Annotated in this window: 10 protein-coding genes; 9 read left to right on the plus strand and 1 reads right to left on the minus strand. The window is 72.7% G+C overall.

What is annotated here, in order from left to right; translation table 11 throughout:
* The first annotated feature begins 194 nt into the window (after positions 1–194).
* The 4 genes from MZC64_RS17720 (at position 195) to MZC64_RS17735 (ending at position 5,178) form a co-directional block, all read left to right on the plus strand.
* On the plus strand, positions 195–857 hold the full coding sequence (locus tag MZC64_RS17720; RefSeq protein ID WP_247757810.1) for an ATP-binding cassette domain-containing protein: 663 nt from the start codon (positions 195–197) through the stop codon (positions 855–857).
* The gene (locus MZC64_RS17725; protein WP_247757811.1) at positions 854–2,818 is read left to right on the plus strand and encodes a YhgE/Pip domain-containing protein; all 1,965 of its coding nucleotides are present in this window, start codon (positions 854–856) and stop codon (positions 2,816–2,818) included. Before MZC64_RS17720 ends, MZC64_RS17725 begins: the two co-directional genes overlap by 4 nt.
* Positions 2,818–3,420: a TetR/AcrR family transcriptional regulator gene (locus tag MZC64_RS17730; RefSeq protein ID WP_247757812.1), complete on the plus strand. Its 603-nt coding sequence runs from the start codon at positions 2,818–2,820 to the stop codon at positions 3,418–3,420. The genes MZC64_RS17725 and MZC64_RS17730 overlap by 1 nt, the downstream gene beginning before the upstream one ends.
* 102 nt (positions 3,421–3,522) lie before the next feature.
* Positions 3,523–5,178: a serine/threonine-protein kinase gene (locus MZC64_RS17735; RefSeq protein WP_247757813.1), complete on the plus strand. Its 1,656-nt coding sequence runs from the start codon at positions 3,523–3,525 to the stop codon at positions 5,176–5,178.
* Positions 5,179–5,294: 116 nt separating this feature from the next.
* On the opposite strand, the gene MZC64_RS17740 is transcribed toward MZC64_RS17735, so the two are convergent.
* Entirely contained in the window at positions 5,295–7,523 is a 2,229-nt protein-coding gene (locus tag MZC64_RS17740; protein WP_247757814.1) for a tetratricopeptide repeat protein, read from the minus strand.
* A gap of 68 nt (positions 7,524–7,591) precedes the next feature.
* On the opposite strand from MZC64_RS17740, the gene MZC64_RS17745 reads away from it, so the two are divergent.
* The 5 genes from MZC64_RS17745 to MZC64_RS17765 are packed head-to-tail and all read left to right on the plus strand — an operon-like array spanning position 7,592 to position 12,608.
* Complete coding sequence (locus MZC64_RS17745) at positions 7,592–8,083, plus strand: SigE family RNA polymerase sigma factor (protein ID WP_247757815.1); 492 nt, start codon at positions 7,592–7,594, stop codon at positions 8,081–8,083.
* On the plus strand, positions 8,076–9,302 hold the full coding sequence (locus MZC64_RS17750) for a hypothetical protein (protein WP_247757816.1): 1,227 nt from the start codon (positions 8,076–8,078) through the stop codon (positions 9,300–9,302). The genes MZC64_RS17745 and MZC64_RS17750 overlap by 8 nt, the downstream gene beginning before the upstream one ends.
* Positions 9,302–10,363 carry a hypothetical protein gene (locus MZC64_RS17755; protein WP_247757817.1) on the plus strand — a complete coding sequence of 354 codons (1,062 nt, stop codon included), beginning with the start codon at positions 9,302–9,304 and terminating at the stop codon, positions 10,361–10,363. The genes MZC64_RS17750 and MZC64_RS17755 overlap by 1 nt, the downstream gene beginning before the upstream one ends.
* A gap of 45 nt (positions 10,364–10,408) precedes the next feature.
* Positions 10,409–11,518: a hypothetical protein gene (locus tag MZC64_RS17760; protein WP_247757818.1), complete on the plus strand. Its 1,110-nt coding sequence runs from the start codon at positions 10,409–10,411 to the stop codon at positions 11,516–11,518.
* A gap of 4 nt (positions 11,519–11,522) precedes the next feature.
* Entirely contained in the window at positions 11,523–12,608 is a 1,086-nt protein-coding gene (locus MZC64_RS17765) for a sialidase family protein (RefSeq protein WP_247757819.1), read from the plus strand.

A 12,608-nucleotide genomic window follows, 5' to 3' on the forward strand; every position in this document is an offset into this window, starting at 1 on the left:
CGCGCCGACTCGGACCCTCCCGGCGTGCGAGTTGGGCCAACTGGGCGTACCACTTGGGCCAATCCGGCGTACGACTTTGGCCAACTCGGTGTTCTGGGCGGTGTGTCCGGGTTGCGTTGGGCGCGTTTGGCGGGCAAAATTTGAACTGACCGGTCAGTTCAAAGAATTGGTAAAGAACCAGCGAGGAGAACGCGGTGGAGATCCTGGCCAGGGAAGTCGGCGTGAACGGCGCGCACGGGCCGTTGCTGCGACCGACGACCCTGCGGGTGCGGGCCGGACAGGTCGCACTGGTCGCCGGAGAACCCGGCACCGGGCACACCCCCCTCGCGCTGATGCTGGCCGGGCGGATGGCGCCGTCGGCGGGTGAGGTCACCGTGGACGGGCAGGCCAGCCCAGCGGTGCTGCGCAAGCTGGTGGCCGTGGTGGACGCGCCGGGGGTGACCGAACCCGAGGACGCGCTGCCGCTCAAGACCGTGGTCGGCGAGGAGCTGTCCTTCGCGGGCAAACCGGCCGGCCGGGCCGCGGTGCGGGACTGGCTCACCCGGCACGACGCCGAACAGCACGCCGCCACCCGCTTCGACCGGATCCCGCCGACCGTGCGCACCCGGCTGCTGACCGAACTCGCCGCCGAACGCCCGGACGTGCGGCTGCTGGTCCTGGACTGCCCGGACCGGCACTGCGACGACCCGCACACCTGGTGGACCGTGGCCCGCCAGCACGCCACCCGCGATCGAGCGGTGGTGGTGCTGTGCACCGAGACCTCCGCGCGGCTGCTCGACCTGCCCGCCGCCCGCCTGGGCCGCCAGATCCAGCCGCCGCCCTTCACCGTGAGCAACACTGAGGACGAGACCCGATGACTGCCTTCCGCCTGGCCAAGGGCGAGTTCCAACGGATCACCGCGGGCAGGCTGCCCAAGCTGGCCGTGGTCGCGCTGGCGCTGGTGCCGCTGCTCTACGGCGCGCTGTACCTGTACGCCAACTGGGATCCCTACGGCAAGCTCAAGGACGTGCCTGCCGCGCTGGTGGTCGCCGACACCGGCAGCGGGGACCTGCGCGCCGGGGAGAAGGTCGCGGACAAGCTGGCCAACTCCGAGGCATTCGACTGGCACCGGGTCAGCGCCGCCGAGGCCGAGACCGGGGTGCGGGACGGCAAGTACACCTTCTCGCTGACCCTGCCGGCCGACTTCTCCGCCGCGCTGGCCTCGCCCGGCAAGTTCGAGCCGAAGCAGGGCACGCTGATCCTGACCACCAACGACGCCAACAACTACATCGTGCGGACCATCGCGGACAAGGTGGTCAGCGAGGTGCGGCGGGCGGTCGCCGCGGACGCGGGCACCGAGGCGGCGGACCGGCTGCTGATGGGCTTCTCCACGTTGCGGGACAAGACCTTGGAGGCCGCCGACGGCGCGGGCAAGCTCGCCGACGGGTCCAGGAAGGTCTCCGACGGGGTGGGCACCGCCCGGGAGAAGATCAACGAGCTGCACACCGGGCTGGGCAAACTGGCCGATGGCGCGGACACCCTGGCGGCCAAGAACGGTGAGCTGGCAACGGGTCTGGGCACGATGAAGGAGAAGACCGCGCCGCTGCCCGGCAAAACGCAGCAGCTCGCCGACGGCGCGGCCAAGGTCGCCGACGGCAATGCCCAGCTCGCGCAGAAGGCCGGCACGGTGGCCGAGGGCGCCCAGCATCTGGTGGACTTCCTGGGCGGCAAGAAGGAGGACCTGGCCAAGCGGCTGCGCGAGATCGGCCTGCCGGAGGAGCAGGTGCAGCGGGTGCTGGCCGCGGTCACCGAGGCCGGGAAACCGGTGCGGGAGGCCAACGACAAGATCCAGGGCGCGGTCGGCCAGGTCAAACAGCTCGCGGACGGCTCGAAGCAGGTCGCCGACGGGGCCAGGACCCTGGCCACCAGCAGTGCCGAGCTGACCGGCAAGATCGGCGAGGCCGCGGACGGGGCGAAGAAGCTGGCCGACGGCGCGAAGACGTTGCGGGACGGCGTGCACAAGGCCGACGACGGCTCCGGCAAGCTCTACACCGGCACCGCCGAACTGCAGGACGGCGCGAAGAAGGTCGCCGACGGCAGCGGTGAACTGCACGGCAAACTCGCCGAGGGCGCCGGTCAGATCCCGAACCCGGACGACGAGACCCGCAAGGCCACCGCGCGCACCATCGGCGATCCGGTCGCCATCCGCGCGGTCGGCGAGAACCAGGCATCCAACTACGGTTCCGGCCTGGCCCCGTTCTTCCTCGGCCTGGCGTTGTGGATCGGCGCGTTCGTGCTGTTCCTGTTGCTGCGCCCGCTGTCCAAGCGCGCACTGGCCTCCGGCGCCAGCCCGCTGCGGGTCGCGCTGGGCGGCTGGCTGCCCGCCGCCCTGCTCGGCGCGGTGCAGACCGCGCTGCTCTTCGGCGTGGTGACCCTGGCGCTGGGCATCGAACCGGCCCGGCCCTGGGGCGTGCTCGGCTTCATGCTGTTGACCTCACTGGCCTTCACCGCGGTGCTGCACGGCCTCAACGCGCTGCTCGGCCCGGCGGGCAAGTTCGTCGGCCTGGTGCTGCTGGTGCTGCAGCTGACCACCGCGGGCGGCACCTTCCCCTGGCAGACCGTGCCCGATCCGCTCAAGCCACTGCACCTGATCCTGCCGCTGTCCTACGTGGTCGACGGCATGCGGCACCTGCTCTACGGCGGCGGGCTGAACACGGTGTGGAAGGACGTCACGGTGCTCTCGATCTACCTGGTGCTGGGGCTGGCGCTCTCGACCCTGGCCGCCTACAAACAACGGGTGTGGACCCCGACGAAGCTCAAGCCCGAGCTGGTGCTGTGATGACCACGGCGAAGGCGACCCGCAAACCCAGCAGCAAGCAGAAGCTGTTCGACGCCGCGCTGCGGCTGATCGGCGAACGCGGCGCGGCCGGGGTCACCGTGGACCAGATCGCGGCCACCGCGGGCGTGGCCAAGGGCACCGTCTACTACAACTTCGGCAGCAAGGACGGCCTGGTCGAAGCCCTGCTGCGGCACGGGGTCGACCTGCTCGCCGAGCAGCTGCGGCGGGCCGAGGCGGTGCCGGACACCGAGTCCTCGGTGGAGACCCTGGTGGACGGGGCGCTGCTGTTCTTCGGCGAGTACCCGGAGTTCGCCCAGCTGCTGGTGAGCGAGATGTGGCGGACGCCGGGCCAGTTCCATGGCACGTTGTCGCTGCTGCGCGATGACATCGTGGCCATCGTCAAGCGGGTGCTGCAGCGGCATGCCGACGCTGGCCGGTTGTGCGGGGTCGAGGTGGGCACCGCCTCGGCCGCGTTGTTCGGCACGTTGCTGGTGGTGGCCCTGGACTGGCAGACCTTCCAGCGGCAGCGCAGCCGGGAGGAGGTCCGCGAATCGGTGATGCTGCTGGTGCGCGGGATGGGGCGGGGGCAGGGCACACGCTGATCCGGTCAGCGCCCGGTCACGATCCGTATAACTACCGACGACTTTGCCCGCACTGACGGTCATAGTGAGCTGTTCACATGCCCGATTCGTGCTGGGGGGTTCATGGCGCCGGAGGAGACCCGGACGGGCCGGGTGATCGGCGGCCGGTACCGGCTGGTCGAGCGGCTGGCCGCGGGCGGGTTCGGGCGGGTGTGGCGGGCCTACGACGAATCGCTGCGGGTGGAGGTGGCGGTCAAAGAGGTGTGGCTGCCGCCCACCCTGTCCGCCACCGAACGGGCCGAGCGGCTGGAACGGGCCGAGCGGGAGGCGCGTAACGCGGCGGCGTTGCGGGCGCACCCCAACATCGTGCCGGTCTACGACATCGTGATCGACGACGGGGTGCCGTGGATGGTGATGCGGCTGATCGAGGGCCAGTCGCTGGCCGAGCGGTTGCAGCAGCGCAGGCTGTCCGAGGCGGAGACCCGGGAGGTCGCCACCGCGCTGCTGGCCGCGCTGGGCGCGGTGCACACGGCCGGGATCGTGCACCGGGATGTCAAGCCGGCCAACGTGATGCTGGCCGAGGGCGGCGAGGTGTTGCTCACCGACTTCGGGATCGCGGTGCACCGGGCGGACCGGCGGGTCACCGAATCCGGGATGATCATCGGCTCGCTGGAGTACCTGTCGCCGGAGCGGGCCCGCGGGGAGGACGGGGCGGCGCCGAGTGATCTGTTCTCGCTGGGTGTGACGCTGTACCGGGCGGTGGAAGGGGTCTCGCCGTTCCGGCGGGAGCCGCCGATCGGGGCCCTGGACGCGATCAAGTTCGCCAAGGCGCCGCCGATGAAACGGGCCGGTGGCCTGGAACCGCTGATCTCCCGGCTGCTGACCAAGGATCCGGACCGGCGGCCCACGGTCGCCGAGGCGCGGGCGCTGCTCGATCCGCCGTCGGAGACGCTGACCGCGACCAGGGACGAGATCCGGCCGCCGGACCGGCCGACGCCGAATCGCGGTGGCGCCGCGCTGGTGGTCTCCGCGCTGGTCACGGTGGGATTGGTGTTGCTGTACAACGGACATCCGCCGTTCACCAGCTACGTCGACACCCAGCTGGGCTGGTCCGGGACGACCACGCCGACCACCGCGGCCAGCACGCCCTCGACCTTCCGGGCCGGGGTCAGCGGGGAGAACACCACCCGGCGCACCACCCCGGCCACCAGCACCACCCGGCCGAGCACGGCCGCGCCGAGCAGCGCGGCCTTTGATCCGCGCAGCCGGGACCGGCAGGAGACCGACCGGACCCCGCTGACCGCGGCCGGGTTGCTGCCGAAGTCCTTCCGGGACAGCAAGAACGTGGAGTACTCGCTGCGTTCCAGCGGGGTGCACAGCTGCCTGGGCAACGCCGAACGGGACACCGTGCGCGCGGGGCTGCGCCGGGCCGGCTGCTCCAACATGCTCACGGCGACTTTCGTGGACAACTCCAACCAGATCATGGTGTCGGTGGTGGTGATCCCGCTGGCCAACGCGGCGACCGCGACCACCGCCTACGAGGACCTCAAGGGCAGCAACACCGCGGACTGGGGCATCTGGTGCCCGACCACGGGGCATGGGTCCACGGTGTGCCGCGGGGACTACAACAAGGCCACCCAGTCCGGCTACATCCGGCACAGCCACCGGTACCTGATCCACGCCAGGGCGCTGTACGTGAACCTGAGTTCGGGCACGGTCGAGAAGCCCTGGGTGGAGGCGGCCGCCCAGAAAACCTCGGCACTGGCCGGACCGCAGTAAGCCCACCCGCACCGTGTTGGCCGTTGTGGACGGCGAGTTGGCCCAACTGGTACGCTGGTTTGGCCCAAGTGGGCGTACCAGTTGGGCCAAGTGGTGCGGACGACGCCGGTGCGGGCTTAGTCGCGGAGGCGGTCGCGGAGGGTGCGGGCGCGGCGGGTGAAGGGGGCGTCCGGGCCGAGGACCTGGACGCAGGACAGGGCGAGGGATTCCGCGGTTTCCCTGGCCGCGTCGAGGAATCCGGCCTGGTGCTGGTAGTTGGCCAGTTGCAGGCGGGCGTTGAGGGTGCCGGTGTGGTCGGGGCCCAGGCTCGCCGAGCGGGACCGCACCACCTCGGTGAGCAGGTCGGCGGCCCGGCTCGGATCGCCGGAGTTGCCGCTGTTGATGGCCAGGCGGTAGCGGGCGGAGACGGTGTGCGGGTGCTCCGGGCCGAGGATGCGGGTGGAGTCGGCGACCAGTTCGGTGAACAGGGCGGCGGCCTCGGTCTCCTGGCCGCCGCGGCCGGTCCAGACGCCGATCTGGAACCGGGAGCTGAGCACGTTGGGGTGGTCCGGGCCGAAGACCCGGGTGCGGTCGGCCAGCAACTCGCGGCAGCGGGCCAGTGCGGCGGCGTGGTCGCCGGACTCGCCGAGCCAGGTGGCGTGCTGGTGCCGGACCGCGAAGGTGTCCACGTGGTCTGGTCCCCACACCTGGGCGACCTCGGCCAGCAGCGCCTCGAACAGGGCGATGGCCTCGGCGATCCGGCCGGACTCGGCCAGGTGCGCGGCGAAGACCCGCCGCACTCGCAGCGTGTCCCGGTGGCGGGGGCCGAGCACCCGCTCGCAGTCGGCCAGCAGCGCGGCGAACTCCGCCTCCGATCCCGCCCAGCGCAGCAGGGTGATCCGGTTGCGCAGGGTTTCCGGGTGGTCCGGGCCGAGCACCGCCTCGCGCTGGGCCAGTCCGGCGCGCAGCAGCCGGAGGGCCTGCTCCGGGTCGCCGGCCGCGCCGATCTCGTCCGCCAGCAACACATCCGCGCCCGGCACGCCGTGTTCGGCGCCCTTGCCGAAGGCCTCACGCACCCGGTCGAACTGGGCGAAGCGGCGGGCGGCGTGGCCGATCTCCACCGCGGCGACCGGGGTGGCCCACTCGATCAGCGCCCGCCACACCGCGGTGGGCACCGGCGGGTTGTCCGGCAGGTCCAGGAGGTAGTCGAAGGCCCGGTAGTGCTCGGGGTCGGCGCCGGGGAGCAGCAGGCTGCTGGTGGCGCGGGCCGGTTTCACCGCCCAGGCAAAGGCTTCCTCGACCGGTTCGGGCCGCAGCGCCGCTCCCCCGCGTTCAGTGAGGTAGTGCTCGGCCAGCGCGGTGAGCACGTGCCGGGGCATCGGGTCGGGCAGTCCGGCGCGGCGGCAGTCGACCGCGGCGGTGACCAGGGCGGCGCCCCTCGGATGCCCGCCGACCCGCCAGGCATTGCGCCAGTCATTGGCCAATTCGGGTCCGTCGGCGAGCAGCTCGGCCACCCCGAAGTCACCGGATTTCGCCGCCGCCGCACGGAGTCTGGGGTCGGTGTGCGCGCCGGCCCTGGCCACCTCGGCCGGACTCCACCGGCGGGACAGCGGGATCTCGGTGGCCAGGGTGAGCACCTCGCGGCCGGTGCGCCAGGCGCCGAGTTTGTCCCCGTCCAGCTCGGCCTCCCGGCGCGCGCCGAAGGCTTCCAGCGCGGGGGTGCGAATGGTGCCCAGCAGCAGCACCTCCCGCCCGGAGCCGGCCAGCATCCGGCTCACCCCGGCCACGGTCAGCCCGTCCGGCCGCAGGTAGCGCTCGATGTCGTTGAGCCACACCACCACCCGGCGCAGCTCCAGCACAGTGTCCACAATGGACTGAAATGGCCGGTTGCCGGAGGGGGCGAGGAAATAGTGGTCCGGGCACAGCCGGCGGCTGGCCTCGTAGGCGGCCCTGGTCTTGCCCGCGGTGGACTCGCCGATGATCAGCACGAATCCACCGCCGGCCACCGCGGCGTCGAGGCGGTCCTGGATGTCCCGTGGCACGTAGCCGGGCACCCGGTCCGCGCCGAGTTCGGCCGCGCGGTGCACGCCCAGCGCGATCGGGTCGTCCATCTCGCGCACCCTGGGCAGCCGCCCGCCGTCGGCGCCGAGCACGTCCCCGGCCAGCGCCGCCTGCTGCTCGTGACCCCGTTCCAGCAACATCCGGCCGCGCGCGGCGAGGATGCCGAAGACCGCGGTGACCAGTCCGATCACCGCGGCGGCCACCTTGTCCGCGAGCAGCAGCCAGGCCGTGCCCGCCACCGCGGCGACCGCCAGCGCGGCCAGCACGATCAGCGCCCAGCCGCGGTTCCGCCGCCACCACAACATTCGCCCAACCTAGCGGGAACCTGGTTCGGTGTTCGCGGCTCATGCTGGGTGAAGGAGGGGTGAGAGGTGTGGGGATCGACTCGCAGTGGTTCGCCCAGCTCTACCAGGGCAACTACCGGTCGCTGGTGCTGGTGGCCTACGCCATGACCAATGACCTGGGGGATGCCGAGGACCTGGCCCAGGAGGCGTTCGCGGTGGCCTACCGCAAGCGCGGCCAGGTCGCCGAGACAGAGAACCCGGTGGCCTGGCTGCGCACGGTGGTGGTCAACCTGGCCCGGAAACGCTGGCGCCGGCGCAGTCTGCTGCACCGGCTGCTGATCCCGCGGGCGGAACCGAGTCCGCCCGCGGACATCGGCGCCGAGCACGCGGAACTGCACGCCGCGATCGGCGCCCTGGAAGAACAGCGGCGGGCGGTGGTGGTGCTGCACTACCTGGCCGACCTGCCGGTCGAGGAGGTGGCCGCGGTGCTGCGGGTGCCGGTGGGCACGGTGAAGTCCCGGCTGTCCCGGGCCAGGGCCGCGCTCGCCCAGCGGCTGACGATGGAGGTGGGGCATGACTGAGCTGGATGACCGACTGGACGAACGACTGGCGGGTCTGCGCGCGGAACTGCACGCCGCGGTGCGCGATCCGGGGCAGGGCCCGGTGCTCGAACGAGTGCGCCGACGGACCCAGCGGCGGCGCACGGTGTTCGGGGTGAGCACGGTGAGTGCGGGCGTGGCGGCCTTGCTGGGGCTGCTCTACGGCCTGCTCGGGGTAGGCCAGCTCGCCAAGCCGACCGAGCACGCCGGCGGCTCGGCCGACCCTTCGGTGACGATGCTGGACTTCGCCGACGCCCGGCACGGTTACGCGGTGCGGGTGCGGTGTCCCGGCGGCCGGGAGACCTGCGTCAACTCGCTGCTGTCCGCCGTCGACGGCAAGGACTGGACCGAGCGGGCGGTGCCGGCGGAGGTGGCCGGGTCCGGGCGGCTGCCCGCGGTCAAGGTGCTCGGCCCCGGCAACCTGGTGATCAACGGCAGCGGCGGCTACTGGCACAGCACCGACGGCGGGGTCACCTGGTTGCGGCGGGAGATCAACGGGCCGGACGCCGCGGAGATCCCGCAGGGCGGGTTCCTGGAGAACTGCGCGGGTGAGCTGGCGGCGTCGTGTGTCAAGGAGGTTGTGACGGTTCACGACCCGGCCACCGGTCAGCGGCGCACCTTGGCAGTCCAGCCGGAGCTGACCATCAGCGCGGTGTTCCCGGCCCCGGCCGCGGACGGCGCCTGGTGGGTCGCCGGGAAGATCCCCGGCACGGACCGGCCCGCGCTGGCCAGCAGCCGGGACAGCGGGCGGAGCTGGCAGGTGCGGGAACTGCCCGCGGTGGCCACCGGCCGCCACCTCGGCACCCCGGTCGCCGCCCCCGGCGGTGGCTACTACCTGCCGGTGACGACCGGCGAGGAGAACCTGATCGCGATCCTGGGCAGTAACGACGGCGGGCAGACCTGGACCGAGACCTGGACGCCCCGCGAGCTGACCACCGCCGCCCAGCTCGCCGGGCCGCGCAGCCTGCGCGGCGACCTGGTGCCCAGTGCGGACGGCCAGCTGCGGCTGATCGACAAGGACGGCGTGACCTGGCGCAGCGACGACGGTGGACAGACCTTCGCCAAGGCCGAGCAGCAGATCCCGGGCACCGAGGTGTCCTGGAGCCGCAACGGTTTCCTCGCCTACTCCTGGACCCAGAACCACGCGGGCCGGATCTACCACCAGTCCGGCGACGGCCGCACCTGGCGGCCGGTGCCGTGATGATCACCTCTCGCCTGCGGCTGCCGCTGATCGTGGCCGCGTTGATCGTCCTGGTGACCTCGGCCGTGCTGGTGCTGCGCCAGGACACCGAACCCGCGCCCACGCCGGCACCGCCGACCGATCTCCGGCTGCTGGACATCGACTTCGCCACCGAGCGGCACTGGTTCGCGCTGCGGGCCCGCTGCGCCCAGCCAGGGGACTGCTCACATCAACTCCTGGACGTGGACAACGGCGTGGTCCAGGTCCGCGAACTGCCAGAACCCTTGCGCGGTCCCCGATCCGGCCAGCCGCTGCGGTTGCACGTGCTGGGCGGCAAGCTGGCCGTGGTCGCGGCGGAGCGGACCTGGCACTCCGAGGACCGGGGCGGGACCTGGCGGGAGGGGCTGATCGCGGTCGACTGGCCGGTGGACGGTCTGCTGCCCGACATGCTGCTCCAGCGGTCCTGCCACGGCGAGAACCCGTGCGTGCCAGGGGTCGACGTGGTGCTGTCCCACACCGGGCAGCAGGTTCCGCTGACGCCTGAGTTCCGGCCGCCGCTGACCGAGCCGTTCCCGTTCCCGCGTCAGCTCGCCGGACGCTGGTGGGTGGTGGGCAAACGGGACGGGCGGGCGGCCGTGTCCAGCAGCGCCGATGGCGGTCGCAGCTGGCAGACCCAGGACCTGCCGTCCACCCCGCCGGGTTCCTTCCGCTGGGCCGAGGTGGTCGTGGCGGGCGCGGCCGCCTACGTGCTGATCAGCACCGACCATCAGCCGTCGGCGAGCACGCTCTACCGCGGTGGCGGCGGGAAGTGGGAACAGGTGTGGCAGTCCCGGCCGGGTGCGGCACTGTCGGAGATCACCGGGCTGGCCGCCGCGCCGGACGGCACGCTGCTGGCCCTGCAGGCGGGCGGCAGCTGGTTCAGCGCGGACGGCGGACACACCTTCCACGCCGGGCAGATCGCCGAACAACTGGTGCCCGGCAACACCCTGCGTTCGGTCCGCGGCGGGCTGCTCAGCACCTCAGAGAGCGGGGCCAGCCACTCGGTGGACGGCAGGCGGTGGACGCCGTTGCCCGTCGGCTAGCGGTAATCTGCCCGGAAGGGGAGCGGGACAAGGGGGTGGTCACCGGTGACCGAGCTGCCTGCCCGGTGGCGGATGCCGTTGGCCGGGGCGACGGTCTGCGCGGTGCTCGCGGCGATCGTGATCGTGTTGCGGGAGGACTCGGTGCCGCCGCCTGCCGCGCCGGCCGGCACGGTCACCGATCAGCCGATGGTGCTGGTGCTGCGCGCGGTGGACTTCGTGGACGAACGGCACTGGTTCGGCGTGCAGGGACTGTGCCAGGAGACCGATGCCCGGCGGTGCTCGCACACGTTGCTGGAGTCCGAGCAGGGCCGGCTGCGGTTCCGCGAGCTGCCCGCCGAACTGCGTGGCCAGCGCGGTGGCACGGCGGTCGGGGTGACCGTGCTCGGGCCGGAGCGGCTGCTGGTGCAGAGCGATCCCGGGCGGCGCTGGTACTCCGCTGATCGCGGGCAGCACTGGGCCGAGGTCGGCCCGGACGCGCCGCCGGTGGGCGAGATCCCGGCGAACGGGTTCCTGGAACGCTATTGCGAGCCGGCGCCCGGCTGCACGCCGAAGATCATGGTGACGTTGCCGGACTCCGGTCGCCGGGCCGAGCTGCGCGGGGTGCCGCCGCTAACCGAGGTCGTGCCGCACACCCGGTTCGCCGATGCGGACGGCCGGTGGCGGCTGGTCGGCAGGCGCGCGGACAAGCCGGTGCTGGCAGGCAGCGCGGACCGCGGGCGCAGCTGGCAGGTCAGCGAACTGCCGCCGGGGCCGCCGGGACAGTTGCTCGACGCCGAGGTGGCGCTGTCCGGTCGCAGCACCTACCTGCGGCTGACCAGCCGGACCCCGGAGCGGGAGGCCAAACCCGCGACGGCCTTGTACCGCGAGGACGGCGCCCGCTGGCAGCTGGTCTGGCGGTCCGATCCGGCCGGGCCGGAACCGCGGTCGCTGACCGGGGTGCTGCCCCGGCCGGGCGGACAGCTGGCCGCCACCGACGAGCAGGGCGACGGCTGGGTGAGTGCCGACGGTGGCCGCACCTTCCAGCCCGCCCGGCCCGAGGACCAGATCCCGCGTGGCTGGCCGCGACGGGCCCGCACCGGCTACCTGGCCGAGGCGGGCAACACGCTGAGCCACTCCCCCGACGGCGTGCGCTGGACGCCGCTGCCGAACGGATGAGCCGATGACCCGCAAGAGGATCCTGCTCGCGCTGCTCGCGGTGGCGCTGGTCGCCGCGGTGCTCGTGGTGCTGCGGGAACAGGCCGGACCACCGCCCGAGGCGGGTCCGACCATGATCCCTGTGCCGTCGCGGGAGACCGCGCTGGTGGCCGCGGACTTCGCCGACGAGCGGCACTGGTTCGGGCTGCGGGCCCAGTGCTGGAAAGCGCAGCCGTACCGGTGCGCGCGCACGCTGGTGGCCACCGCGGACGGGGTGCCGCGGCTGCGGGAGCTGCCCGAGGAACTGCGCGGCTACCAGGAGGGGCAGGGGATCAGCCTGCTCGCACTGGGGCCGAGCCAGGTCCTGGCGTACAACCGGTACTTCCGGAGCTGGTACTCCGCGGACGCCGGGCAGAGCTGGACCGAGGTGCGCGAGCGGGCCGAGCCGGTGGACCGGATCCCGGCGGGCGCGGTGCTGGAGCGGGACTGCACGCTCGCGGGCTGCGAGCACCGGGTCATGGTGGTGCTGCCGGACTCCGGGCGCCGGGCCGAACTGCGCGGACTGCCACCGCTGACCGAAGTGCACCCCGTGTCGTTGCCGGACCGGCAGGGCCGGTGGCGGGTGGTCGGCCTGCTCGACGGGAAGCAGGTGGTCCTCACCAGCGCGGATCACGGGCGCACCTGGCAGGTGCGGGAGCTGCCGCCAGGGGTGCCCGCGATCAGCCGGGCGCAGGCGGTCCCGGCCGAGAACGGCATGTACCTCAAGGTCGACAGCAGTACGGCGTCACCCGCGGGCGATATCGCGTCGGCCCTGTACCGCGCCCAGGGCGAGGGCTGGGAGCTGGTCTGGCGGAACCTCTCCGTCGATCAGCCGCTGCGTTCCCTGCACGCCGTGGTGCCTGGTCCCGGTGACCGGCTCACCGCGCTCGACCAGCAACGCCTCACCCGGGTGAGCGAGGACGGCGGCCGCACGTTCCGGCGCGCGCGGCCCGAGGAGGAGCTGCCCGGCGTTTTTGTCGAGCGCACCAGGATCGGCCACCTGCTCGGCTTGGTCACCGAGGTCCGCCACTCCGTCGACGGCGTGCGCTGGACGCCGTTGCCGACGGGCTGA

The organism is Crossiella sp. S99.2 (assembly GCF_023094165.1).
Taxonomy (GTDB): Bacteria; Actinomycetota; Actinomycetes; order Mycobacteriales; family Pseudonocardiaceae; genus Crossiella.